Origin of the sequence: Spirosoma sp. 209, assembly GCF_002006735.1 — a bacterium.
Taxonomy (GTDB): domain Bacteria; phylum Bacteroidota; class Bacteroidia; order Cytophagales; family Spirosomataceae; genus Spirosoma; species Spirosoma sordidisoli.
The window spans coordinates 337792-363986 of the sequence record NZ_MVEC01000003.1 but is presented as its reverse complement, the minus strand read 5'-3'; the positions used below and the strand labels follow the sequence as shown (position 1 = coordinate 363986).

At 58.6% G+C, this 26195-nt stretch carries 21 protein-coding genes and 1 tRNA gene; 8 read left to right on the top strand and 14 right to left on the bottom strand.

From position 1 onward, the window contains the following. The first annotated feature begins 206 nt into the window (after positions 1-206). Positions 207-494 carry a hypothetical protein gene (locus tag B1C80_RS28680; protein ID WP_077920389.1) on the top strand — a complete coding sequence of 96 codons (288 nt, stop codon included), beginning with the start codon at positions 207-209 and terminating at the stop codon, positions 492-494. 143 nt (positions 495-637) lie between these two features. Here the strand turns inward: B1C80_RS28680 and B1C80_RS07225 are convergent. Continuing rightward, positions 638-714: transfer RNA gene (locus B1C80_RS07225), tRNA-Asp, on the bottom strand. A gap of 256 nt (positions 715-970) precedes the next feature. Between B1C80_RS07225 and B1C80_RS07220 the strand changes: the two genes are divergently transcribed. Beyond that, entirely contained in the window at positions 971-1513 is a 543-nt protein-coding gene (locus tag B1C80_RS07220) for a PAS domain-containing protein (RefSeq protein ID WP_077920522.1), read from the top strand. A gap of 127 nt (positions 1514-1640) precedes the next feature. Here B1C80_RS07220 and B1C80_RS07215 read toward each other — a convergent pair whose 3' ends face one another. Continuing rightward, the gene (locus tag B1C80_RS07215) at positions 1641-1829 is read right to left on the bottom strand and encodes a hypothetical protein (protein WP_077920388.1); all 189 of its coding nucleotides are present in this window, start codon (positions 1827-1829) and stop codon (positions 1641-1643) included. A 128-nt stretch (positions 1830-1957) separates the two neighbouring features. On the opposite strand from B1C80_RS07215, the gene B1C80_RS07210 reads away from it, so the two are divergent. Next, positions 1958-2983 carry an alpha/beta fold hydrolase gene (locus B1C80_RS07210; protein WP_077920521.1) on the top strand — a complete coding sequence of 342 codons (1026 nt, stop codon included), beginning with the start codon at positions 1958-1960 and terminating at the stop codon, positions 2981-2983. Here the strand turns inward: B1C80_RS07210 and B1C80_RS07205 are convergent. From B1C80_RS07205 to tsaD, 3 genes are all read right to left on the bottom strand, one after another. Continuing rightward, positions 2972-3799 (bottom strand): hypothetical protein, encoded by an 828-nt coding sequence (locus B1C80_RS07205; protein ID WP_077920387.1) that lies wholly within the window; start codon positions 3797-3799, stop codon positions 2972-2974. The genes B1C80_RS07210 and B1C80_RS07205 overlap by 12 nt on opposite strands. Positions 3800-3832: 33 nt before the next feature. Then, complete coding sequence (locus B1C80_RS07200; RefSeq protein ID WP_077920386.1) at positions 3833-4732, bottom strand: MOSC domain-containing protein; 900 nt, start codon at positions 4730-4732, stop codon at positions 3833-3835. A 63-nt stretch (positions 4733-4795) separates the two neighbouring features. Then, positions 4796-5794, bottom strand: coding sequence for a tRNA (adenosine(37)-N6)-threonylcarbamoyltransferase complex transferase subunit TsaD (tsaD, locus tag B1C80_RS07195; protein ID WP_077920385.1), 999 nt, complete (start codon positions 5792-5794; stop codon positions 4796-4798). 130 nt (positions 5795-5924) lie between these two features. Here tsaD and B1C80_RS07190 point away from each other — a divergent pair, with 130 nt between their 5' ends. Then, positions 5925-10607, top strand: a complete 4683-nt coding sequence (locus B1C80_RS07190; protein WP_077920384.1) for a translocation/assembly module TamB domain-containing protein — start codon at positions 5925-5927, stop codon at positions 10605-10607. A gap of 12 nt (positions 10608-10619) precedes the next feature. Here B1C80_RS07190 and B1C80_RS07185 read toward each other — a convergent pair whose 3' ends face one another. The 7 genes from B1C80_RS07185 to B1C80_RS07155 all read right to left on the bottom strand — a co-directional run bounded on the left by B1C80_RS07185 (position 10620) and on the right by B1C80_RS07155 (position 16716). Beyond that, positions 10620-11396, bottom strand: a complete 777-nt coding sequence (locus B1C80_RS07185) for a LytTR family DNA-binding domain-containing protein (RefSeq protein WP_077920383.1) — start codon at positions 11394-11396, stop codon at positions 10620-10622. Positions 11397-11404: 8 nt separating this feature from the next. Then, positions 11405-12448: a sensor histidine kinase gene (locus B1C80_RS07180; protein ID WP_077920382.1), complete on the bottom strand. Its 1044-nt coding sequence runs from the start codon at positions 12446-12448 to the stop codon at positions 11405-11407. An 8-nt stretch (positions 12449-12456) separates the two neighbouring features. After that, positions 12457-13149, bottom strand: coding sequence for a hypothetical protein (locus B1C80_RS07175; protein WP_077920381.1), 693 nt, complete (start codon positions 13147-13149; stop codon positions 12457-12459). Then, on the bottom strand, positions 13146-14291 hold the full coding sequence (locus B1C80_RS07170; RefSeq protein WP_077920380.1) for a serine hydrolase: 1146 nt from the start codon (positions 14289-14291) through the stop codon (positions 13146-13148). The genes B1C80_RS07175 and B1C80_RS07170 overlap by 4 nt, the downstream gene beginning before the upstream one ends. 18 nt (positions 14292-14309) lie before the next feature. Then, positions 14310-14912, bottom strand: coding sequence for a hypothetical protein (locus tag B1C80_RS07165; RefSeq protein ID WP_077920379.1), 603 nt, complete (start codon positions 14910-14912; stop codon positions 14310-14312). Positions 14913-15042: 130 nt separating this feature from the next. Then, positions 15043-15459: a hypothetical protein gene (locus tag B1C80_RS07160; RefSeq protein WP_077920378.1), complete on the bottom strand. Its 417-nt coding sequence runs from the start codon at positions 15457-15459 to the stop codon at positions 15043-15045. A 141-nt stretch (positions 15460-15600) separates the two neighbouring features. Beyond that, positions 15601-16716: an NAD(P)/FAD-dependent oxidoreductase gene (locus B1C80_RS07155; RefSeq protein ID WP_236648678.1), complete on the bottom strand. Its 1116-nt coding sequence runs from the start codon at positions 16714-16716 to the stop codon at positions 15601-15603. Positions 16717-16776: 60 nt separating this feature from the next. Here B1C80_RS07155 and B1C80_RS07150 point away from each other — a divergent pair, with 60 nt between their 5' ends. Both B1C80_RS07150 and B1C80_RS07145 read left to right on the top strand, forming a co-directional pair. Beyond that, positions 16777-18765, top strand: a complete 1989-nt coding sequence (locus B1C80_RS07150) for a hypothetical protein (RefSeq protein ID WP_077920376.1) — start codon at positions 16777-16779, stop codon at positions 18763-18765. A gap of 47 nt (positions 18766-18812) precedes the next feature. Then, positions 18813-19838: an SPASM domain-containing protein gene (locus B1C80_RS07145; protein WP_077920375.1), complete on the top strand. Its 1026-nt coding sequence runs from the start codon at positions 18813-18815 to the stop codon at positions 19836-19838. 14 nt (positions 19839-19852) lie between these two features. Here the strand turns inward: B1C80_RS07145 and B1C80_RS28865 are convergent, their stop codons facing one another. Then, positions 19853-19984, bottom strand: a complete 132-nt coding sequence (locus tag B1C80_RS28865; RefSeq protein WP_255376565.1) for a hypothetical protein — start codon at positions 19982-19984, stop codon at positions 19853-19855. A 40-nt stretch (positions 19985-20024) separates the two neighbouring features. Next, positions 20025-22772, bottom strand: coding sequence for a glycoside hydrolase family 78 protein (locus B1C80_RS07140; protein WP_077920374.1), 2748 nt, complete (start codon positions 22770-22772; stop codon positions 20025-20027). Between the two features lie 111 nt (positions 22773-22883). Between B1C80_RS07140 and B1C80_RS07135 the strand changes: the two genes are divergently transcribed. Both B1C80_RS07135 and B1C80_RS07130 read left to right on the top strand, forming a co-directional pair. After that, positions 22884-23924, top strand: a complete 1041-nt coding sequence (locus B1C80_RS07135) for a GntR family transcriptional regulator (protein ID WP_236648672.1) — start codon at positions 22884-22886, stop codon at positions 23922-23924. Between the two features lie 122 nt (positions 23925-24046). Further along, the gene (locus tag B1C80_RS07130; protein ID WP_077920373.1) at positions 24047-26176 is read left to right on the top strand and encodes a bifunctional aldolase/short-chain dehydrogenase; all 2130 of its coding nucleotides are present in this window, start codon (positions 24047-24049) and stop codon (positions 26174-26176) included. The last annotated feature ends 19 nt before the right edge of the window (positions 26177-26195 follow it).

The following is a 26195-nucleotide window of genomic DNA, read 5'->3' as shown; positions in this document are numbered from 1 at the left end:
CTATGACGTATCATAGACCCGGAAAATACTCAGGTAATCCCGTTCGCGTTGAAGCGCTTAGGCCGCTTGGTAGATTTTTGTACAGCCCGCGTTAAACAAAACGGTGTATCTACACGAATTGCAACACGCGAAAAGGTTGACTGTGGTTTGCGTAAGTCATTGGTTTTGTGTATATTATGGTGAAAACAAAATAACAGCGTATCGAAATGGAAGCTAAAGCATTCAAGCTGCAAGAGTACTATTTGATTACACAGATAAACGACTCGCCACAAGCGCGGCCGAGCGACGATTACAACCCGGTAACGTGGAAGCCTGATCCGCAAGGTGGTCATGTCAACCTTGAGTTTTCGAGTTATGATAATTGCCTCGACTACATCCGAAACTGTGAGACCCCTGGCGTGTCCTTTCAGATTCACAAGCTATACCGGCGCGTAGAGACCACGAACCCGGCCCTGGTGATGCTAGCGAAAGGGAAAATCGCAAACCCCGAATAGTCCCTGGTGGGCGGGTGGCGTGTCACGCTGGCGGGCTAGCGAATTGCGGGGTAGACTGGCGGGGCTGGGCTAAACAAGCAAAAAGCCCGCTGCCGTTAGATACGGGCGGGCTTAGAGCCTTGTGTCGATACTCGATTACTTCTTGGCGGTCCGGACGGGGCTCGAACCCGCGACCCCCTGCGTGACAGGCAGGTATTCTAACCAACTGAACTACCGAACCATTTTCGATGAAGGGCCGACCGTTGTCGTTTTCCTTTATCGTGGCACAAAAGTAGAGGCTTTTGGTGTTATACACAAGAGGGCTCCCAAAAAAACTTGCCGGAGCTGATCAGAATGCCGATTTATTGGCTGACAATCAGTTTGGTTTCTGTTAAAAAATTTTTTCGACAGCCAGCCCCTCTTCATCATTTGTTAACCGGCGAAGGTTGCAAAGACCAGACGCAGGTAGTACATTTATCCTGATAACCCAAATGGCCATGCTCACGTCAGAATCGTACGTCGAATTAGTGAACCGGGGATACAGCCGGTCTCAACAGGACGGAAGCCGGCCTTATCCCGTTGCCTGTTATGAAGTTTTTCTGCTAAGCCAGGCGCAGCAACGAGCTAAAAACAAAGAAGCGGCTCTGTTCAGGCAACTGGCCGATATCTTCGACTGGGACCTGCCCCGCCGGAAACGCAACGCTTACCTGCGGAAACTACAGAACGGGCATACCCTCGTGCTGACTGATTTGTCCAGAACAATTCTGTGGACAAGCAAAAACTTTCTGACCATGACCGGCTATGCCCATACCGAAGCCCTTGGCCGGACTCCCAAAATGCTTCAGGGGCCAGGTACCGATGCTCATACCCTGCAACAGGTGCGCGATTCGCTCGACCGGGCCGACTCGGTAGAGGCTGATCTGCTCAACTACCGGAAAAACGGAGAACCGTATATCTGCCGGGTGCATATTGACCCTCTCTACAACAATCAGAACGAGCTGACGCACTTTCTGGCGGTAGAGAGCGAAGTGGCGGCCTAGTCCGGCACCGACAGAATGCACCCATATCGCCCGTCAAACAAGCGGTAGGTAAATCGATACATGAAACAGCCCGGTCCTTTTGCTATAGGCAGCGAAGGGCCGGGCTGTTTCGTTTGTCGGTGTACGTCTAATCCGAGTCGTCGAGTTCGTTGGCGTCGTCGGGCGTCATTTTCTCGGCGTCGTTGGCCTGTAGCGCCTGCTGGGTCTCCGGGCGCGTGGCCGATGAACTGATGTCGGTATCGCCGGGATTTTGCGGGTTAGGGCGGTCCAGGTCGGTCTCGCTGACCTGCGCCGGGGCGTCGGCTCGTTCTTTCATAGCGTTTCGTGGTTTTGGTTTACTGGCAGAACGGCCTCCCTGTCGAAATGTTTACCGCTCAGGCAGGTTTCGGTTTTTTCAAAACTATTGGCCGATTATTTGCAGTTATTACTGTACATATTGCTGCTATGAAACGTTTTTTGATTGTCTTTCGCTGGTCTCTGCTTGTCCTTTTGCTGCTGGTAGTTGGCACCTTATCAGTTGCCTGGTTTGTTGATTTCCGGCAGTCTGATGAGGAACTGGCCGCCGAATTTCAGGAACAGCGCATTCGTCCAACGGTACACCGGTACCAGATCGACACCCCCAACGGTACACCCCGAACCATTCGGTTTATGGAAACACCCGCCCGGGCCGACCGGTCAGATACAGTCGCAAAACCGGTGGTTCTGTTTGTACATGGCGCCCCAAGTTCGTTGTCATTTTTCAACGCTTTCTTTAAAGACACCCTGCTGCTGAACCGCGCCCAGCTGGTAGCGGTCGACCGGCCGGGCTATGGCTTTTCCGACTTTGGCCGGGTCGAAACATCGGTGGTGCGGCAGGCTGAATTTCTGCAACCGCTCATCGATCGATACCGCAATGCCCCGTATCTGATGATTGTCGGCTCGTCGTACGGTGGGTCGGTATCGGCGCGGCTGGCGATGAACAACCCCGGCCTGGTCGATCACGTGGTGTTCGTATCATCGGCGCTGGGGCCCGGGCTGGAGCGTACCTATCCGATCAGCTACCTGGCCGATAGTCCGCTCATTCGCTGGTGCGTGCCGACGCTGCTGCGGCTGGCCAACGATGAAAAACTGGCTCACCAGCGCGCACTCGAAGCCATCCTGCCCGACTGGGCCAGAATCCGGGCCAGTATCACGATGCTGCACGGCCAGCGCGACGAACTGGTTTACCCGACCAATGTAGATTTTGCGCAGAAGAAGCTGGTCAACGCCCGGGTCAAGCAGTTTCTGCTGCCCGAAAACCGGCACGATATCGTGTTCAACAAGCGCGAATACATGACTGAAATTCTGCTCGACATCCTGACCCGGCGCGATGTAAAAGAAGCCGTAAAGGCCAAATCGATGGTGGGGAAAGCCGGGGATGTCCCTAAGCCAAAAACCGCGGGTGAAGCCGGGATGCTGACCACCCTGGCTCCGGTAGCCTCACAGAACTAAAGCCGGCATCCAGAATACGCCGTCGCCCAGCCAGCGGTACCGCTCGTTGCGTAGAAAATAAGCCGGATACCGCTGGATGCCGTACAGCACCACGCTCATCAGCGCCAGAATCAGCGCCGACCGCTGGGCAAACCGATCGTCGGTAGAGAAACATACCACAAAACCGGTCACGACAATACCAAAGGTCAGCCAGCGCAGCAGGGTATCGCAGCGGGCCGCGCCCAGCACGGTAACCAGCGATGACTCGGGCCGGGCCGTGCCTTCGCGCTGTTCCATCACATCGAACAGGAGCAGGTTCTGCAGGGCGATACCCAGAAACATACCAAACTCGGCCAGTTCGATACCGCGAACGGTGGGCCGCTGCGCCCAGACGCTGCCCCAGATGCCGACGGAGTACAGCACCGCAATCATTGGCTCTTTCAGGTAGAGGGCCGGGTGGGCCGACGGGAGCCGGTACACCGCCAGCACATAAGCCGCACACACGCCCCCCAGCACGATCCCAAACTTGACCACCGGAGCGGGCAGAAAGAACGTCAGGATCAGGGCCAGCACCGCCGACCCCGCCACCACGCGCCAGAGCAGCGGGGCATACTGCTGATGAAAGCGGTGTCGGGGCGTTGCGGGTTGCGCAGGCTTCTGGATATCGAGCAGCCGGTCTGTCGTATAGATGATAAACACCACCAGCGCCAGCACGATCGGCGTGGCCCAGTGAACGGGATCGACATCGGAAAGGCGGGCGGCCATTCGGTTCGACAGAACGGCCCCCATCACGACGGGGAAACTCAGGTAATAGGCGTTGCGGATAGGTGTAATCAAAACAGGCAGTAGTCAGTAGCCAGTAAACAGATTTCAGGCGGTCAGGTTTTCAGATGATGACAGGGGTGCGGGAGCGGCCAGCCAGGGCGTTGTACGGCTTGTTACCTCAACGGCCTGCCCCACGCTTAGTTGCGCTGATGCGGAAAGGTCGTCAGTAGCTGTAAGTACATTCTGGCCGAACAGAATTTTATGTTTCCACTGGCGGAAGGTGCTCAGGGTCCGGAGGGGTTCTTTGCCGGTTTCGCCGGTAGCGGGGTCGATGGTGGTCAGAACGCAGCGGGCGCAGGGCTTGACGCCGTAGAAGTCCAGTTCACCAACCCGGAACTGGCTCCAGCTGTCTTCGTCGTACGGCTCGCTACCGCTTACCACGATATTGGGGCGAAACCGCTGCATGGTCACCGGCTCCGGCAGCCGCCGGTTCAGCTCGTCGAGGGAAGCCTGCCCGATGAGCAGATACGGGTAACCGTCGGCAAAACTAACGGCGGGCAGCCGACCGGCTTCATCGGGTCGGGCATAGCCGGGTTCTACCGACCGATGGGTGCTGTCGGGCATATAAACCAGCCGACACGGTTTCCCCAGCGCGTTGGTGAACCAGCGGTCGGCTTCGCCACTGACGGCCAGGGCAGGTACATCCTCACTGTCCCAGATCGTTACCGGCAGCGGAATCAGGGTGTCGGCCGGTGGCGTCAGGGGCAGCTCGAGTACCTGGTCGGGCCGGTGGCGGTGCCAGACGAGCAGCTGGTCGTTGCGGATCGCGACGTCGATCAGCGCCATGTGGTAGTTCGACCGCTGGGTGATGAACAGGCCATGGGTATCGACCAGCATGAACCGGCGGTCGTACCGAAAGCCTCTGGGCGTAACGGTCGCTTCCTGAACGGCGATGCCGCCAAGCGATTTGATGGGGTACAGATACAGCGCTGAAATCGTTGGCATAGAGGGCGGTAGTTAGTCGATACGTACTCAGAACGTCAGCAGGAACATACCCATGACGGCTGGCTAGACGTGTAGTCTCGGCAGGGGGCTGATGGTCTGGTCGGCAAAAATACCGGCTTCGTACTTGAACTGGGCAGCCATCGCAATCATGGCCGCATTGTCGGTACAGTACTCGAAGCGCGGAATGTAAACCGTCCAGCCCTGCTCATCGCCCAGCTGCGTCAGCGCCGACCGGAGGCCGCTGTTGGCTGATACGCCCCCGGCAATGGCGATGTGCCGAATGCCCGTTTCGCGAACCGCCCGTTTCAGCTTGGTCAGCAGCATCTGGATCAGCGTGTGCTGAATACTGGCGCAAATATCGGGGAGGTTTTGCTGAATAAAATCAGGATTTGTCTTCGTGTTGTCGCGCAGGAAATACAAAATAGCCGTTTTGATGCCGCTGAACGAATAGTCGAGCCCCGGCATTTCGCCGAGCGGAAACCGGAACGCCAGCGGGTTACCAGCTTTGGCATAGCGATCGATAAGCGGCCCGCCAGGATAGGGCAGGCCCAGCAGCTTGGCCGACTTGTCGAAGGCTTCGCCCACCGCATCGTCCTGCGTTTGCCCAATTACGGTCATGCTGAGCGGCCCGTCGATGCGGACGAGCTGGGTATGTCCCCCGCTTACGGTCAGGCACAGAAACGGAAAGGGCGGCCGAGGGGCTTCGATGAAATGCGCCAGCACGTGCGCCTGCATGTGGTTGACGTCGATCAGTGGAATGTTGAGGCCCAGCGCCAGTGCCTTGGCAAAGGAAGCCCCGACCAGGAGCGACCCCAGCAAACCCGGGCCCCGGGTAAACGCTACCGCCGACAGGTCAGTTTTCGCTATATTTGCGTCGAGCAAGGCCCGTTCCACTACTGGCATAATGTGCTGCTGATGCGCCCGCGAGGCCAGTTCAGGTACCACACCCCCATATTGCTCGTGAATTAACTGCGTCGCAATAATGTTTGAGAGAAGATGACCGTTGGATAGGACAGCCGCCGATGTTTCATCGCAGGACGATTCAATTGCCAGTATATTCACCGTAAAAACAAAAGGATAATGTTTTCTGTAGCTTGTATAAGGAAAGTCGCGGCTAAACCGTTCCCTCAAAAAGACGTCTAACGCATAGCTTTTCCCGCATACACTACCCGATCAGGCATTTCCGGACCGAATGCGTCAGTTTCTCGTCATATTTCTCAAGACACTTCTCTATCTGTTCCTCACGGCGATAGGGTTGCTGGCTGGCGTTATACTGGGGCTTCAGATTCCGGCCGTACAAACCCGGCTGGCGCAGGAGGGCGCTACCTACCTGTCCGACAAACTTAAGTTTCCCGTTACCGTCGGGGGCGTATCGGTCAAGTGGTTCGACTCCATCACCCTCGAAGATGTCAGCATCCGCGATTTGCAGAACCGGCCCATGATCCGGGTCGGGCGACTGGATGCCAACTACAACCTCCGCAACCTGATCGACTCGTCGGCGCATAATCTGCATCTGGATGAGGTGGTGCTTTACCGCCCCAATGTGCAGATGATCAAGAACCCGGCCAACGGAGACACCAACCTGGACGATTTCATTGCGCGCATCGAAGAGCTGACCTCCGACCCGACCAAACCCAGCATCCCGAACCAGAACGTGCCGTTCACGGTGGCCCGGGTTACGCTGGCCGACGGGTCCTATACGCTCTACGACCCGCGCGAGCCGCTCCTCAACAATCCGAATCGCTTCGATTACGATCACTTCACGATTCAGCACATCAACGCCGATGTCAGTAACCTGCTCATTCTGGGCGATACCGTGGCGCTCGATATCAAGGGGCTGTCGGGCGTCGATCGTGACTCGCGGCTGAAGATCCGGCAGCTGGATACCAAACTTCTGTACTGCAATACCAAGCTGGAGCTGGCGCAGCTGTACGCACACATTGGCAATTCGATTATCCGCAACGAACTGGTTTTTCAGTACAAAAAACCGTCGGCATTCGGGCATTTCAACAGCCAGGTGACCATGCGTGCCAACTTCCGCAACAGCCAGGTGCGGTCTAAAGACCTGGGCTTTTTCTCCGATTACCTGCGCGGCCTGGAAGAAACCTGGCTGCTTTCGGGCCAGTTTAAAGGGACCGTTGAGGATTTCCGGCTGAGCCGGACCGACCTGCGGTTCGGAGCGGGGGGGCGGAGCCGCCTGGCGGGCGATCTGGCCTGGAAAGGACTGCCCGATATTGACCGCACCACGGTGGCCTTTACCTTCACGCCCTCGGTGGTGAACATGGCCGACATCCGGCAGTATTACCCCGACCCGGCTTTTAACCAGACCGTACAGAAGCTCGGAACCGTAGCCTTCAACGCCACCTTTGCGGGGGCCTTCGATGACTTCAAAACCAAAGGGGATTTCCGCACGGCGCTGGGTCAGGTAACGGGCGATCTGGCCCTGAAGCTCGGCAAACAGGCCGACCCGACTACCTATGTCGCCAATCTGAAAGCGACTGCGCTGAACCTCGGTCAGCTCATCGACCAGCCCGAGCAGTTTGGGCTGCTCGACGGCGAAGGGCGCATCGTAGGGCGTGGTACCGACCTGGCCCGGGCCAGTGTCGATGTCGACGCCCGGCTGGGTCGTTTCGGCTGGCAACGCTACGAGTACCGGAATCTGACCCTGCGCGGCAATCTGCAAAAGGCGTTTTTTCACGGGCAGCTGGGCCTGAATGATCCCAACGCGGTACTGGCCGTTGATGGCGAGTTTGACCTGCAGGGCGCGCGCAATCGGTTCGATCTGCACGGCACTGTGAAAAAGGCCGACCTGCGGGCACTGGGCTATCTGAGCGACTCGCTCGTGGTGCAGGCCGATCTGGATGTGCAGCTGACCGGAAACAAGCTCGATGATCTGGTCGGGAGTATCGCCCTGCAGAATGCCGAACTAAGCCTGAACCGGCGCAACCTGAGCGTAGGCGCGCTGACGCTGCAATCGACGGTTGAGCGGACCAGCGCACCAGCCGCGCTGCCCGGCCGCGATTCGGTCAGCAACCAGCGGTATTTCGATCTGGACTCGGAGTTTCTGACGGCCCGGCTGCAGGGGGCGTTCCAGCTTCAGCACACGTTCGACGATCTGACCCGGCTGGCGCGCGAATACCAGCTTTATTTTGAGGGCGATGCCGCCGGGATGAAAACCTACTACGAGCAGAAGCGGCTGCGCGCCCGCCGGTTGGGCCAGGCTGCCGCGTCGCGCTATGGCGTCGATTTTCAGTTTACGGCCAAAGATACCCGACCGCTGCTGGCGTTTCTGGCGCCGACCTATCACGTGGCACCCGCGTCGCGGCTCGAAGGCCGGTTTACGGTCGATAGCCTGTCGTTTCTGACGGCTACGCTCAAAACGGATTCCATGCGGCTCGGCTCGCTGGCCTTTGGCCGGAGCGAACTCGACCTGACCAGCTCCAAATACACCTACGATCAGGCCGTGCTGGCCTCGGCGGTCCTAAGCTCAGACCGGCAGACGTTTAGCTCGCTGCTGCCCACCCGGCAGCTGCAGGCCGAAGCCTCGTGGGACGTCGATCATATCGAGTTTACGAGCAGTATCGAGCAGGTCGGCAGCACCAACCGGGCCAACCTGAACGGTGAGCTGCGGTTCAAAGGCGATGCCATCGACCTGACCTTCCGCCCGTCGCGGCTGCGCGTACTCAACGGCGACTGGGTACTGAATCCGGCCAGCCTGATCCGGAAGGTGGGCGACGAGTACACCCTGCGCAACGTGTCGGTGCAGAACCAGGATCAGCTCATCCGCGTATCGGGTCAGATTTCGCCCGACACCACGCAGCATCTCGACATGGTGGCGCAGAACTTCCGGCTGGCGTCACTGAATCCGGTGCTGCTCACCAGCCTGGGCGGGATCCTCAACGGTAGCCTGTCGCTGCGTGACATCTACGAAACCCCCATTGTCGAGAGCGAGCTGGCTGTCAACGCCCTCTCGTACGATAACGCCCTGATCGGCGACGTACACGGGCGCCTGGCCTGGGATCAGTCGGCCCAGCGGCTCAACGTCAACGCCGACGTTAACCGCAACGGAGCCAGTGTGCTGACCCTGACGGGTAACTACACGCCCCAGCAGAAGGCCAGTCCGCTGGCCCTCAGCGCTAGTGTGAACGATGCCGATCTGCACGTGCTGGAAGCGTTTACGACCGGCCTCTTCTCCAACCTGGGCGGAACGGCCAGCGGTAAAATTGCCGTTACGGGTCAGCCATCGGCACCCGTTTTCAAGGGAGAGCTGGCCGTAAAAGGGGGCCGGGGCCGCTTCGACTACCTCAAAACCGACTTTACCTTCGACGATATTATCTACTTCGGAGAGAACGAGATCATTACCCGCCGACTGACCCTGCGCGATACCGACGGCAATACCGCTCAGCTGCGGGGTGGGGTGTATCACGACGGATTCCGGTATTTCACCCTGGGATTCGATGCTGATTTCAGGAACTTTAAAATCCTGAACACGACGGCCAAAGACAACGATCTGTTCTACGGTCAGGCTATCGTGACGGGTAAAGCCGAACTCTACGGACCGCTCAACAACCTCACCATCCGGGCCAACGCGACCAGTAATAAAGGTACGCGTATTTTTATTCCGCTCGATGGAGCCACGTCGGTCGCGTCGGACGACCGGATTCGGTTCGTGAACCGGAACGCGCTGACGGCTGGCCAGCCTGCCAAACCTACCGACGCCACACCAGCCTCGGGCGACGTTGACCTGTCGCGGATTCAGATGGATTTCAACTTCGACATTACGCCCGATGCGTATTGCGAAATTCAGCTGGACCGGCAAACGGGTGACATCATCAAAGCCTACGGCCAGGGTCGGCTTGGTATGAAAGTCGACACCAAAGGCGACTTCACCATGACGGGCAGCTACGAGATCCAGAAAGGGGATTATACGTTCACCTTCCAGAACGTGATCAACAAACGATTCCAGATACAGCCCAACAGCCGGATCACCTGGACGGGCGATCCCTACGGGGCCCTGCTCGACGTAACGGCGGCCTATACCCAGTATACCTCGCTGGCCCCGCTGCTGGCGGTAAACGGCACGACTAACCGAACCGCCGACCAGTCGCGTCGGTACCCGGTCGATCTGCTCATCAAACTAAACGGCGAGCTGGGTGCGCCCGCCATCAGCTACGACCTCGATGTGAAAGAATACCCGGCTTCGTCGGATTTTCGGCAGGCGGTGACCAGCTTCGAGTCGCGGCTGCAGAGCAACGAGCAGGAACTGACCCGGCAGGTCAGCAGTGTTCTCCTGTTCAACCAGCTGCTGCCCGAAGGCACCAGTCTGTTCGATCAGAACCAGGTCAACTCGGGCGTGGCCAATAGCGTGAGCGAACTGCTCTCCAACCAGATCAGCCGACTGGCCTCCAACCTGGACGAGAACCTGGATGTGGGGGTGTCGTTTGGCGGCTTTACGGGCTTCGGTACGCAGCAGAACGAAAACCTGCTCAACAACCTGCAACTTCGCTTCTCGTACCGGCTCCTGAACGACCGGCTCCGGATCAGCCGCGACGGTGGGTTTACCTACGGCCAGAGCCAGTACAACGCGGCCAGTCTGCTCGGCGAGTGGACCCTCGAGTACTTCATTACGTCTGATGGCCGACTGCGCGCCAAGATGTACAACCGCAATCAGCAAAGCATACTGGGGCAGGGGAGTATCAACAGCACCATTACCACGGGTGGCGGACTGAGCGTGCTCTATACCCGTTCGTTCAACCGGATCTTCAACGTCCGGCGGCCAACGCCCGGCATACAGTCGGCCCCGCCCGCCCCCAGCGAGCCGGCCCCCACGGCGCCCAGCTCCATCACCACCTTCACGAGCCGGGGCGCTTTCTAGCAGGCCGGAGACTTATTCGCCCAGCCAGGCTCTGAACTCACCGGCTTTGTCGCGGCTGATAAAAATTGCTTCATCGACGGGAAGTTTGAGGTCCAGTTTCAGCCGGCCGTTGAAGTGGATATGCACCCGCTGGATAACCTGCGCATGCAGGATAAACTGCCGGTTCGCCCGGAAGAACAGGTTAGGGTTGAGCCGGCTTTCAAGTTCATCGAGGGTGTAATCCATGAGCAGCGCGCGCTGATCCCAGGTGTGTACGAACGTGAGCCGCTCGCGGGTCGAAAAATAAGCCATCTCAGTCACGTCGACCGGCAGCAGCCGTGATCCCTGTTTGAGCAAAAACCGGTCGCGGTAATCGGGCTGGGCTGTCGGTTCGGGGCGCAGGCTAGCGATCAGCTCGCGCAGGTCGGTGCTGGCGCGGGCCGCCCCGAAGAGCCGCTGCATGTCGCGGAACTTATCCAGGCTCCGGCGCAGGGCTGTTTCGTCGATGGGTTTCAGCAGGTAATCGACGCTATGCACCTGAAAAGCCCGGAGGGCAAAGGCATCGTAAGCCGTCGTAAAAATGACCGGACATCGTACTTCCACCTGGTCGAAAATCTCGAAGCTTTGCCCGTCAACCAGCTCAATGTCGGCCAGTAACAGATCGGGCTGCGGGTGCGTCTGGAACCACTGGGTCGCGCCGACCACGCTGTCGAGTACGGCAAGCACGCTGATGGCGGTATCGAAGTCCTGAATCATGGTCCGGAGCTGCCGGGCGGCCAGTGGCTCATCTTCAATAATCAGTACGTTCATGGGCTGGGTCAGGGGGTCTGGAGAGGCTTGATAAGCGGCACTTTTACCTCGAAGGTGGTTGCATTTTCGTGAATTTCCACATCGGGCTGGTTGAGCAGCCGGTACTTCTGACTGATGGTCAGCAACCCTTTTTTGTCCGACGCCACATCGGAGCGGGGCCGGCGCTGCAGATTATTTTCGACGACCAGAAACGCTTCGTCCCGATCGTAAATCCGGATCGTGAGGGGCTGGGTTGTGCTGACGACATTGTGCTTTACGGTATTCTCGACCAGAAGCTGCAGGGTGAGCGGAGGCAGTCGGTAGTGGCGATAGGCCGGATTGATGGCAATATCGAGCTGGAGGCCGTCTTCGAAACGGGTCTTGAGCAGGTTGATGTAGGCGTGCGTAAAGGCCAGCTCGCTCTCCAGCGAAATCAGGGGCTGGTCGTTGCTTTGGAGGAGGTAGCGGTACACCTGCGCCAGATCACCGATGAACTGCATCGCTTTCGGATTCTCGTTGGCCTTCACCAGCGCCTGCAGGGTGTTCAGGCTGTTGAACAGAAAATGCGGCTGCACCTGGCTGCGGAGCGAGCTGAGCTGCATTTCGAGCTGCGCCCGCTGTAGCTCTTCGGCCTCCCGCTTGGTACGAAGCCACTGCCTGAAAAAGTAGCGCGATTCATAGATCGATACGATAATGGCCAGATTGAACAGGCCGATGCCGAACATGAACGGAACGTCGCCGGTATCCCAGTCCGGTTGGTTGGCGAAAACCCAGTAGCGCGCCAGCATAATCCGGGCGCCGACCAGCAGAGCCGTTACGGGCAAGCCAGCCAGTACCAGCCAGATCAGCCGTTGCCGGGTGCGCTCCAGGCCCGCATATCGGCGCTGGGCCTGCATAACCAGCCACCGTACCGTAAACCAGGTCATGTACAGCGTTACGATTCCGTACGGCACAAATCGCCAGGGACTTACGGTAGCGTGTACCAGCGTAGACAGGTTGAAGAATACCGTGGCCACCGCCCACAGAATGAGCGGTCCGGCCAGGCGCAGGGTCTTATCGTTTAGTCCGTTCATGGTTCGTTTTATAGCCTCAGCTCAACCCACAGCCCAAACCCGACGTGCCAGAGCGCATAATGACCCAGCCGGATCATGAGCCCGGCCAGAAACCCGTACTTCCTGAAAAAATAGGCCTGCAACAGATTCATCAGATACCCACTGGCAAAACTATACGCGATCAGGGCCGGTGAGTCGGTGATGAGCTGCTCAAGCGGTTCAACCAATGACGAGAGGCCTGCCAGTAGCCAGAACAGGCCCGTATGCCGGGGATTGTGAAGCGCGTACCGGCCAACCAGCCACATCAGAACCGGAATGGGCAGGAGCCGGTACAGCACGTCGACATACAACGCGCCCGATCCGTACAGCAGTATCGAATAGGGAAATGGCTGCATGAAAGGCATGAGCGCGGTAACCGGTTCGGGATGGATAACCCAGACAAAAACCAGTACATCGGCCAGCGCGAAGATGAGCCCGACGACCAGGGGGCGACCCAGGCGCTGCCAGTTGGTGACGCGCCGATCGAGCAGGTCGGCGAAGCCCGTGCGGGGTGCCAGCCAGACGCCCACCGTGCCGAGGGCTACCAGCCCGACGCCATCCCAGCCAAACTGCCGGAGATTCGCCACGCCCTGGCTGTCGAGGTAGCGGCCCAGCCCGAGCGTAATCAGGCAGAAGCCAATCAGACCGGCGTAGATCTGAAGCGATGAGCGGGATGCTGTCATTTCATGAGTCGGTCCATGAGCCGTTTGTCGGAGCCGTTGCCGTTGTTTTTGTACAGGACAAATACGCCCCGGTTGTGGGGAAAATAAAGCAGGTTGGCTTCGATACCTACCGAGCCGCCGTTATGTCCATAGGCCAGTCCCAGCCCGGTTTTCCAGTGTTCTACGCCCAGCCCATACTCGCAGTCGCCGTCGGGGCAGCTGGGGAGCCGGGTGGGCTTGAGCATCTCCGTCAGCCAGGTGTCGCTGAGCAGCTTACCGCCAAAGAGCGCTTCGGCAAACGTAGCCAGGTCGGCCGCTGTCGAGATGATACCGCCGTCGGCTTCGCCATCGCTGTCGGCCCGGTCCCAGTGGCTGACGTCGAACAGGCGTCCATCGCCGTAGAGGTCGGCATAGCCGCGTACCAGCTGGCTATCGTCCCGTACTTCCAGGTAGGTGTCGTTGAGTGCGAGTGGGTTGAAAATCCAGTCGTTCAGTACGCTTTGGAGGGGTTTGCCAGTTTGCTGCTCCAGTAGTTTCCCCAGCAGCCAGTAGTTGGCATTGCTGTAGCTCCAGCCGGTTCCCGGCCTGAAGTGCAGTGGTTTTCCGTATACATAGGTAGCCAGCAACTGATCGGTGGTCAGGTTGAACCGTTCTGGCGCGTTATCGACAATGCGGAGCTGATACCGGATGCTCTCGTTGGGCGGGTCGGTGATACCACTCGTATGCGACAGCAGGTGCCGCAGGGTGATCTGGTCGGCCTGTGGGATATGGCCTGCGGTATGGGGCAGCAGGGTCGCCAGCCGGTCGTCGAGCCGGAGTTTGCCCTGCTCCACCAGTTTAAGGACCGCTACGGCTACAAACATCTTGGTGATACTCCCAACCCGGAACTGGCTACAGGGCAGTATGTCGGTCTGGTATTCCAGATTCGCTTTCCCGACGGCACCGATCCAGCGCGGTTCGCCCGGTTTTTGAATGAGCAGGATGCTGCCCGGCGCGACCGATTGCTGTCGGTACTGCTGTAGTTCGGTCAGGTACGTCTGGTGGCGCGGGTGTCGGGCGTAGGCCGACAGGTCGCAGGGGAGAGGGGTGGGTTGCGGAACGGCCAGGGGCTCGCAGCCCATGAGCAGGCCCAGCAGAGCGGGCCAGTAAGCAGATAAGTTCATGATTGGGATGAGGAAGGGTTACGGATTGACCGGAAATCGGGTACCTATGTGCAGGGCTGAGTGGGGAAGCACCGGAATACCCCGGTTGCTGAAGGGTGTTTCGCCGAAGGCTTCGTAGCGGGTGAAGAGGGTGACCGGCATCGTTGTCTGCCGCCCGAACTGGTAGCCGACACCCGCGCTGACCGACGGCATGGCGCGCAGCATCCAGCGGGACGCCGGCCTGAAATCGCCGGTTTCGGTTCGTTCGTATCGACGGAGCTGCTGCGACAGTCCCAGCGCGCCCAGGCCAATAAAGCCTTCGGCAAAGAAGCCACCTATGAATTTACGGTACCCCAGCTCGGTATTCAGGTACAGGCCGTTCTGCAGGCCCCGGTGGTGGTAAAAACCGACATTCAGCGTCTGAACCAGCTGCGAACCCGGCCGGTTGCGGTAATAAAACTCCGTGCCGATGCGAACGCCGAGGTTGGGTCGGCGCAAAAACCCTTTGAAGGTAGGTAGGCTAACCGACTCGGAGAAGAGCGAGATCGTTAGTGGGCGGGCTGGTGGACGGATGGGATCGTCCTGGGCGAGGGCGACCTGAGCGGAGAGTACCGCCAGGGCCAGGGTATGTCTGATGGTCATTGTTTTTGTTGGTTACGGAGCAAAACTAAACCCCGGCTTGCCGAAGCAGACCGGGGTAAGTATGAAGGGTTTGTAAAGTGAACTGAGTCGTTTGAAAGAGCGCCCGAGCCGTAGGGGGCTGATAGGTAGTTTATTGGAGACTTACCGACCGAACGGGCTTTTCAGCTTTAGGCGTGCTTAGTTTGAAGTCATACTGGTCGTGCGTGTTTTTGCCTGAGATACGAAGGCTATAGGCGCCGTCTTCCAGATCGGCCACGTTGAAGCGGAGCCGGTACTTTTCCCCTTTCTTCCCGATCGTCTGGTGAGCCAGCACCCGGCCGCTTTCGTCGGCGATGAACACGCGGACCAGCTGACCAGCGGGCTTCTCTACGTTTACGTTAATGACCTCTCCCGAAGGTGACGAATACATACGATGACGAACGGCGGATTTTACGAGGTGGTCGTCGGTCGGGCCGGCCTGGGCGGCACTGGCCGTGAGGGCAATCAGCCCACAGAATGAACCTAGCAGAAGCAGGCCCAGCAGAATTGATTTGGCTACAGTTTTCATGTTGTGTTCAGTAGTTTCTGGTTGTTGTTTAATTTGAACACAACAAAGGTAGGGTGGCCTAAACCGCTACAGACTAGGGCGTTATACGAAGTGCATAAAAGCGGTTCTGAACGGATGAATTGCCCGTATGAAGCGTGCCGATCAGGCAATGACCTGGCCGTGGGTTTGCCGCATAACCGTGCGCAGGGCCGGTTTGAACGCGCCAAAAGCCCGGATTCCCGCTTCGGTCAGCCAGGGGCGGCCAAATAGTTTCTGCACGGTTCGGCCGACCCACAAACGCCGGGCAAACTGCGCTGACCAGGCCTGCTGGTATTGATGCTCCAGCGCCGGGCGACTGAGCTGACCGCGCAGATAAGCGTCAGACAATTCACTGACGAGTTTGGCCCCGTGAATGGCCATGGCCATGCCATTACCGCAGAGGGGCGTTATCAGCCCGGCCGAGTCGCCCGCCATCAGTAGATGCTGGTCAACCGCCTGTTTGGGCGCGAACGAAATCTCGTTGATCACTTCAGGTTTGGCGTACAGGAACGTGGCCCGGTCGAACACGGCTTTCAGGTGCGGGTTCTGATGAAGCACCGCCCGCTCCATAGCCGGAATGTTCCCGTACCGGCGCAGGTTGGCGCGGGTGGTGAGGTAGCAGACGCAGTACGCATCGTTTTCGATGGCCGACATGCCGCAGTAGCCGTCCGAAAAGTTGTGGAGCGCAATAACATCGGTGGGCAGATCGATCCGAACATGGTATTTCACCCCGATGTAAGGCGAAGGCTGGTGCATGAAGGGGCGGTCGAGGGTTTTGTCGAGCCGCGACCGTTTGCCAAAGGCGCCGATCACGAGCCGGCCTGACAGGATCTGTCCGTGGCTGAGGGTAACGGTGAACGCATCGTCCTGAAACGAGACGTCCTCGACTGACTGGCCCAGCAGGAAGGTTACCCCGGCGGCCTGCGCCCGCAGGAAGAGTTCATAGTCGAGTGTGTAGCGGCTGATGCCGAAACCGCCCAGATCGAGCGGACTGCTGAGTAGCCGACCCGAGGGCGACGAAATCTCGAAACGCCGGATGTCGGCCGCGCCCAGCCCCGCCAGATCGATGCCCAGCGATTCGACGTAGGCCCTGACTTCGTTGGAGACGTATTCACCACAAACCCGGTGGAAAGGATATGTTTTTCGTTCGATCAGTGTGACGGTATGGCCAGCCCGCGCCAGCTCCAGTGCGCTGACCAGTCCGGCGAGCCCTCCGCCTATTACGATAACATCCTGCATACTAAGCATGACAAACAAAGCTGACATTTGGTTTTGTGAAAACCGTTTTACATTTGCCCCATGCCTACAACCCTCAGCGAACTGATAGCCGACTGGCAACAACAACATGCCACCCATACGGACGCCTACCTGTCGGGCCGATCGTCATTCATACCCGGTTTATTACCCCAGACCGCCGTTCAGTTTTCGGTCTATCAGACCCTTGACCTGCTACACAAGCGGCTGGGCACCGACCTGCTGCGTCGGGCGCTCGACCCCGCCGAGACCATACCCAGCCCTGTAGCCCGCGAAACCGATGGCAGCTGGCTGAAACAGAGCAATATGGTGGGCGTAAACGTCCGGACGATCGGGTCGTTCTGGAAAACGGTGCAGTATACCCTGACCCTGCCCGCCTGCCACGACAGTATCCACCTGCTGCCGATCTGGGAGCCGGGCGTGGTCGGGAGCCTGTACGGCATGGTCAGCTGGCAGATCAACCCGGAGTTTTTCGATACCGACCTGGCCCAGTATGTGCCCGCGCTCAATACGGTAGAGAAACAGCTGAAGGCCGTTGTTAACCTTCTCCATGCTACGGGGCGCACGGTGGGGATGGACGTTATTCCGCATACCGACCGGTTTTCGGAGATGGTGCTGACCCACCCGTCGCTGTTCGAGTGGGTACACCGCGACAAGGCGCGCATCGTTGACCATACCAGTAACGTGTACCGATACGTGGAAGAAGCCATCTGGCAGTTTCTGCGGTATCAGGGAGCGGCTGATGGTAGCCCGCTGAACTTTGCCAAAGATGCGTTCTTTGCTTCCAACCGGCCCGACGGACCCCATCTGCTGCTGACGGATGAGCAGCGGGTGCGGATGCTATTTGGTAACCCGGCCGACTATGGCGGGCGCCTGAACCGCCGACTGGCGCTGATCCGGCATCTGGTCGCACAGGGATACGAAACCCTGCCCATGACCATGGGACCGCCGTATCGGGGCCTGCATATCGACCCAATCGATTTCGTAATCGATGACTTCGGACAGCGCTGGTACCAGTACGCGTTCGACCGGCCGCAGCCGATGTCGAGGGTGTTTGGTCCGCTGGCCCGGTACCGCTTCTACGAGTCGAAAGACAATAACGAAAAATGGGAGCTTGACTTCGACCGGCCCAACTATGCCGCCTGGGATTACATCTGCCGGCGCGTACACGACTGCCAGCGAACCTATAACTTCGATTTCATGCGGGGCGACATGGCCCATGTGCAGATGCGGCCGGATGGCGTACCCGACATGATCGGGCATTATTACGACCCGCTCCGGTCCATCAAACGATACGTTCGGGGCAACGGCGTTCCGTATTTCGCGTTCTTCGCAGAAACGTTCCTGGCCCCGCCCGATGTGATGGGCTACGGTGACGAACTCGACCACCTCGATGCCATCGAAGCCGACTCGACCCTGGGCGATCTTCAGTCGCTGGTCGTTGGTTCCGATGCGTTCGTGGGGCAGTTTGCTTTGTATGATCAGTACCGTCAGGTGCGCCGGTTTGCGCCGAATTTTACTGTAATGACCGCCGATAAGGACGACCCGCGCTTCGATGCATTTTACCGGACGGGCAATCTGTTCCGCTACTTTACGGCGCTGTTCCTGACCGACTGGCCTAGCTATACGGGGCTGGGTTTTGAAGTGCGTAACCAGCACGACGAGCGCGGAGCCAACGAAGAATATACCAAGCTCTACGTGTTCCGGATCGAGGATGACCGCGAACCCGATAAGGTGACACACGGCCCGTTTGTCTGGGGCGAAAATGCCGATCAGTTTGCCGCCATTACCCGTATCCGTCAGTTTGCCGAACGGGTGTGGCCGGCTATTCAGGGCCGGGACACGCGCTGGCTCGTGGGGCCGGCTGACGGTCAGTCTTACATTGCCTGGACGCACGTTGAGGATAGCGACTATGCCTTTGCCGCCAGCATGACCGGCCAGCTAACGGAGACGGATCTGACGGGCCTGCCCCCCGGTGATGTTGTTTTCGACGAGGCCGGCTGCCGGGTCTGGCGGCTTGAAGCGGGCGAATAGCCGGGAGAATGGTGGGTTAAGAACCGTTCAGCACGTACCTTTACCTGATGAATCGCAACGTACTCGACGGCCTTAATTTTGCGTCCAAACTGACGCCCAAACGCGTAGCGAACGCGCTGAAGGTGGTGTCGAGTTATTACCGATCGCGGCAAACGGGGCAGTCTGTACACAGAGGACTGCCTATGTCGGTGTCGTTTGAGCCAACTACCTCCTGCAACCTGCGCTGCCCCGAATGCCCCAGCGGCCTCCGTTCTTTCACGCGGCCTACGGGTATGCTCGGCGAGGACCTCTATAAACGAACGATCGACGAGCTGCATGAAACGCTGTTGTATCTGATCTTCTATTTTCAGGGCGAGCCGTATCTGCATCCGCAGTTTCTGGAGCTGGTCCGGTACGCTACCGACCGTAAAATCTACACGGCTACGAGTACCAATGCTCACTACCTGACCGACGCGAACGCCCGTAAAACGGTGGAGTCGGGCCTGGATCGGCTGATCATCAGCATCGATGGTACAACCCAGGAGGTATACCAGCAGTATCGGGTGGGCGGCCGGCTGGAAAAGGTACTCGAAGGCACGAAGAATATCCTGCGCTGGAAGAAAGAGCTGAAGTCTCGCACGCCCCATGTCGTATTCCAGTTCCTGGTTGTGAAGCCCAACGAGCACCAGATTGCGGAGGTGAAGAAGCTGGCCCGCGAACTGGGCGTCGACGAGGTGGGCCTCAAAACCGCGCAGATCTACGACTACGAACAGGGGTCGGACCTGATTCCGACGCTGGACCAGTACAGCCGGTATGCGGCACAGGCCGACGGAACGTACCGCATCAAAAACGGCTTTGGCGACCATTGCTGGAAGATGTGGCATTCGTGCGTCATCACCTGGGATGGGCTGGTGGTACCCTGTTGCTTCGATAAAGATGCGCACCACCGGCTGGGTGATCTCCAAATCGAATCGTTTGCCGATCTCTGGCACGGTCCGGCCTACCACGATTTCCGGCAAACGCTGCTCCGGTCCCGTTCCGACATCGAGATGTGCCGCAATTGCACCGAAGGAACAAAGGTCTGGGCCGATTAGCAGCAGTTACGCAGTCAAGCCAATGCATTAGCCGCGCCCGGCAACTCCACATGCCAGCCCGGCGCCGTAGGTACGGCATGTTCATAACCGCGTCGATGCACATCCATACCCATGCCGCACCTACGGCGCTTGACGATGTTACGCATCAATGTTGCTATACATACCACACCTACAGCACCGGATGGGTTATTTCTCGGGATAGGTGAACGTGTACTCACCCGATCCGACTTCCATCGCCAGCGACCCTTTGTCGGGCGTGACGTTTCGGCAGTCGGGAACCTGGGCAAGCGGTTTGCCACTCTCGGTAACGGTGGCGGCTTCGGCGCGGGGTAGCCGGATCAGGGCTGTCGTGTTGGCCGGTACCCTGATCCGAATCACCAGCTGACCGTCTTTCCGCTCCCAGCCCGACTCGATGTCGCCGTAAGAACTCTTCATGGCCGCTTTGGCAAAGGTCAGCCGGTCGGTTGGCTGTGGCTGAATCCGGATTTGCTTATAGCCCGGCTGGCCAAGTTCAATCCCCGTCACAACGCGGTACATCCAGTCGCCGATAGCACCGTAGGCGTAGTGGTTGAACGAGTTCATGCCCTCATCCTGAAAGGTGCTGTCGGGCTTAATGCCGTCCCAGCGCTCCCAGATCGTTGTTGCCCCCATCCGAACGGGATACAGCCAGGAAGGATAGGTTTCCTGCAGCAGCAGATCGTAGCCCACATCGGTAAACCCATTGTCCGACAGAACGTGGCAGAGATAGGGCGTACCCAGGAAGCCGGTCGAGAGGTGATTTTTGCGGCTTTTGATGTCGTTGACGAGGTGCTGGGTGGCCAGCGGCCGCAGCTCGTCGGCCAGCAGGTTGAAGTTCAGCGCCAGCACGTAAGCCGTTTGCGAGTCCGACGCGATACGACCCGAGGGCGTGACGTACTCCCGCTGAAAGGTGGCTTTGATCGACTCGAACAGTTCGCCATACTGCCGGGCGTCGTCGGTCTTGCCCAGTACCGTAGCCGCCTTGCGGAGCAGATCGGTCGAGTAGGCATAGAACGCGGTGGCAATCATATCGCCATTGGTATAGCCGTCGGGTTCGGTATGACTGTACATGTGTGGTTTGTAGAACAGCCAGTCGCCGAAGACGCTGCCGCTCTTCCAGATGTTGGCGGCCCCGGCTTTCTTCCGGATGTAGTCGACATACGCTTTCATGCTGGGGTACTGGGTTTCGAGCAGCCGCCGGTCGCCGTAGAGGTTGTACATGGTCCAGGGGCCAATGGTGGCGATGTCGCCCCAGCCTGCCGAGGTGGCTACCTCGCGGTTGCCCGTCTTCGGATCGACCCGGCTCAGGATGTCGGGCACCACAAACGGCACGGCGCCTTCGGCACTTTGATCGGCGGCCACGTCGGCCAGCCAGCGGGTAAACAGAGCCGCCACCCCCCGGTTGAATCCCGCCGTGCGGCAGAAAGCCTGCGCATCGCCAGTCCAGCCGAGTCGTTCGTCGCGCTGCGGACAGTCCGTCGGTACGTCGACGAAGTTGCCTTTCTGTCCCCATTCGATATTGCGTTGCAGCTGATTGATCAGCGCACTGGAGCACTCGAACCGGCCCGTGAGTGGCATGTCGGTATGGATCACGACGCCGGTCAGGTGCTCCGGTTTCAGCTCGCCCGGGAATCCGTCGACGGCTACGTACCGGAATCCCATAAAGGTAAAATGAGGCTCGTAGACTTCGTTGCCGTTGCCGCTGAGGGTGTAGGCCAGTTCCTGTTTGGCCTCGCGCAGGTTAGTGGTGTAAAACTCACCTTTCTTGTCGAGCACTTCGGCATGGCGGATGCGTACCGTTGTGCCGGCCGGGCCGCTCACCCGCAACCGAATCCAGCCGGTCATGTTCTGGCCAAAGTCTGCCACTAGTGTGCCCGATGGTGTCCGGAAAATACGCTGGGGTTTCAGCTCTTCCTGCCGCCGAACGGGCTCGCTGACGGTAGCCCGCAGGTTGGTAAGCGGATAGCTGGCAACGCGTACCGCCGACCAGTCAGCCCCTCCCGAACCCGTTCCCGGTGCATCCCAGCCTGCCCGGCTCAGGCGGGCGTCGTAGGTTTCACCGTCGTACAGTTCCGACTGCCGGATGGGGCCGTTGGTGCTGTACTGCCAGCTGCCATCGGTGCCGATCACGTCGGTGGTGCCATCGGTATACCGGATAACCAGCTGAGCCAGTAAGCCGAGTCTGTTGCCGTAGTACTTCGCGTTATTCGTAAACCCGATCACCCCGGCATACCAGCCTTCGCCAATCTGCGCTCCTACTACATTGGCGCCGGTGCGGAGCTGGCTGGTTATGTCGTATACCTGGTACTGAAGCCGTTTGGGATAGACCGTCCAGCCTGGGGCCAGCAGTTCATCGCTGACGCGCTGGCCGTTGAGCCGGAGTTCGTACATGCCGTGGGCGGTAGCATAGGCGCGGGCCGACGCTACTTTCTTCGTGATCGTGAACGGTTTTCGGAGCATAATAGCCGGGGCACCCGTTTTAACGGTATCATTGGGCTCGATCCAGGTGGCTCGCCAGTCGGCAGGAGACAGCAGCCCCATTTCCCAGTAGGCAGCCGGACTCCACGAACCGACCCTGCCAGCCTGGTCGTAGGCGCGTACTCGCCAGTAGACCCGCTGACCCGAGCGCAGGGCCGGACCTTCGTAAGGAAGCAGTACCGAGGCATCGGACGGTATCTTGCCGGAGTCCCAGCCCAGTTTTTTGAAGGTCGGCGCGTCCGAGGTCTGGATTTGATACGCGGTTTGGCGTAGGTTGCGTCCGCTACCGGTCAGCTGCCAGCTTAGGCGGGGCTTTGCCTCGTCGAGGCCCAGCGGATTGGTGCGGTGTTCGCAGGTTAACGCAACGGGGCTGAGTTGGGCCCGAACGGGCGAATGAAGCCATAAACTAAGTACAACAAGCAATACAGCAGGTCTCATAAGTACGTAAAGTCAATCGTTTACAGATCGGTAGCAGTCGGACCAAATGTGTAGGGCTGCTGCCGGTCAACTTACCTACTCATTCCTATAAAAACCAAACTTTTTGTTGGAATGAGTAAATTTAGCGCCATGAATACCGTATCGCTTATCCGGATCAACGACCAGTCGAGTACCCCCAAATACCAGCAGATCTATGAATCGGTGGTGGAAGGCATCGAGCATGGCGACAGTCGGCCGGGCGATAAGCTACCGTCGATCCACGAGATCAGCGCCGAGTTCAACGTGGCCAAGCGAACCGTTGAGCGGGCCTACGACCGGCTGAAAGAACAGGAAATCATTGTGGCCGTGAAGGGGAAAGGTTATTACATCAACCACTCGCCGGTGGGTCGTAATCTGAAAATATTCCTGCTGTTCAATAAGTTAAGCGCTCACAAGAAGATCATCTACGATTCGTTCGTGGAGACCGTCGGGCCCGACGTTACCATCGACTTTTACATTTATAACAACGACTTCCGGCTTTTCAAAGCCCTGCTCGAGAAAGAAGGTGCCCGGCATACGCATTATGTTATCATCGGCCATTTTTTCAACGGCGACGAACAGGCCCGGCTGCTTATCGACCAGTTGCCCAAACATAAACTGCTGGTGCTCGACAAACAGATCGACGGGCTATCGGGTCAGTATGCCGCCGTGGTGCAGAACTTCGAGAAAGACCTTATGCAGGCGCTGACCGAAGCCCTGCCGCTGTTGCGTAAATACACGACGCTGAACCTGCTGTTTCCGGCCCATAGTTACCACCCGCGCGCCATCCTGAACGGTTTTTACCGGTTCTGTTACGAACATGACTTTACGGCCCACGTCATACACGATATTGATAACGAAGTTATTACGGGTGGAAATGCCTATATCAACATCATGGAAGATGATCTGGTCACGCTGATCAAGAAAATAAAGGCTACCTCGTATTCGGTAGGGCAGGAGGTCGGTATTCTTTCGTATAACGAAACGCCCCTGAAAGAAATCCTGCTGGATGGGATCACCGTGATGTCTACTGATTTTGCGCAGATGGGCCGAACAGCCGCCCAGCTGATTCTGGAGAACAGCTGCCGTCAGGTCGAGAACCCGTTTCAGCTCATTGTTCGTCAGTCGCTGTAGGGAAGTAAGCCCTCCGTTGAGGCTGTCTAAAGAACCCGGCCTGCTTTGTCAGGTGGTAGGCATGTATAGGAAAGTGACCCCGCCCGAACCCAGCTACTTTGTCGGGCCAACTTATTGAACTCATGATTGCAACCCCGAATACATTTCGCCACGTCAGTTACCTCTGGGATGAGACCAGGGCCGCTCAGTTCGATGCGTTACCCCAGCCCGACCGGGAAGTGGCGCTGCTCATTTATCGCTCTAACCTGCTGGGGGCCGACCTGCGGCTGACCAACTACGGCGGAGGGAACACCTCCTGCAAAGCCATGGCCCCCGATCCGCTGACCGGCCAGTCGACGGAGGTGATGTGGGTGAAAGGGTCGGGGGGCGACATCGGCACGCTGAAGAAAAGCGGGCTGGCGGCTCTGTATATGCATCGGCTCCATGCCCTGAAAACGATATACCGCGGCCTGGCTCATGAAGACGAGATGGTTGAGCTGTTCAACCACTGTATCTACGACCTGGCGTCGAAAGCGCCATCGATCGATACGCCCCTGCACGCTTTTCTGCCTTTCAACCACATCGACCACCTGCACCCCGACGCAGCCATTGCCATTGCGGCCGCGGCCGACGGTCGAGCCATTACTCAGGAACTGTTCAACGGGGAAATCGGCTGGGTCGACTGGCAGCGTCCGGGCTTCGATCTGGGGATGAAACTGGCGGCCTGCGTAGCCGAAAATCCGAACCTACGCGGCATCATGCTGGGGTCACATGGCCTGTTTACCTGGGGCGACACGGCTTACGACAGTTATGTCAACACGCTCGAGATCATCGAGCGCTGTGCCAACTACCTGGACGAAAAAAGTACCAGACCCGCTTTTGGCGGGGCCATTCGTGAGTCACTGCCTGCCGATCAGCGTCAGCAGCAGGCGGCTCAGCTGGCTCCGTTGCTGCGGGGGCTGTGCTCGACTGAACGCCCCATGGTGGGGCACTTCACCGACGATGAGCGGGTGCTGACGTTCATCAACTCGACCGATCTGGCCCGGCTGGCGCCGATGGGAACCAGCTGCCCCGACCATTTTCTGCGGACCAAGATCAAGCCGCTGGTGCTGGAAGCGGTCGAATCATTGTCGCAGCGCCCGGCCGATGACCTACGTACCTATCTGACCGGTCAGTTCGAGCAGTACCGCGCCGATTATACTGCCTATTATGAAGCCTGTAAACATCCCGACAGTCCGGCCATTCGTGACCGGAACCCGGTGGTGATTCTGTTGCCGGGGGTGGGTATGTTCACCTTCGCCAAAGACAAACAGACGGCTCGGGTGGCGGCTGAATTTTACATCAACGCCATCAACGTAATGCGGGGGGCAGAAGCCATCTCGTCGTACACCTCGCTGCCCCGGCAGGAAGCCTTCAACATCGAATACTGGCTGCTGGAAGAAGCCAAGCTGCAGCGGATGCCCAAGCCCAGACCGCTGACGGGCCGGGTGGCGCTGATTACGGGCAGTGCGGGCGGTATCGGGAAGGCGATTGCCAAACGCTTTGCCGACGAGGGAGCCTGCGTGGTGCTGAACGATAACGATGCCGACCGGCTGGCCGGTGCCGACGCCGAGTTCAGCAGCCAGTACGGTCGCGACACCCACGCCCGGGCCCTTCTGGACGTAACGGTGGCGTCTACTATCCGTGATGCCTTCGATACCGCCAGCCTGGCGTTCGGGGGCGTCGATATCGTTGTCAACTGCGCCGGTATTTCTATTTCAAAACCCATCGAAGAACACACGGAGAAAGACTGGGACCTGCTGTACGACATTCTCGTAAAAGGGCAGTTCCTGGTTACCCAGGCCGGGGTCGACATCATGCGCCAGCAGGGCATTGGGGGCGACGTGCTGAACATAGTCTCGAAAAATGCGCTGGTGTCCGGCCCTAACAATGCCGGCTACGGATCGGCTAAAGCGGCCCAGCTGCACCTGAGTCGGCTGAACGCGGCTGAGCTGGGTAAAGACCATATTCGGGTGAACGTGGTCAATCCGGATGCCGTCATTGCCGATAGTAAAATATGGGCCGGGGCCTGGGCCGAAGGGCGTGCCAAAGCCTATGGCGTACCGGTCGAAGAGTTGCCCGCCTATTATGCCAAACGGACGCTGCTCAATGAAATCATCCTGCCCGACGATATTGCCAATGCGTGTTTCGCCTTTGTGGGCGGGCTGCTCAACAAATCGACCGGCAATGTGCTGAATGTAGATGGTGGTGTCGCCATGGCGTTTGTCCGCTAGACCGATCACGGATTAACCT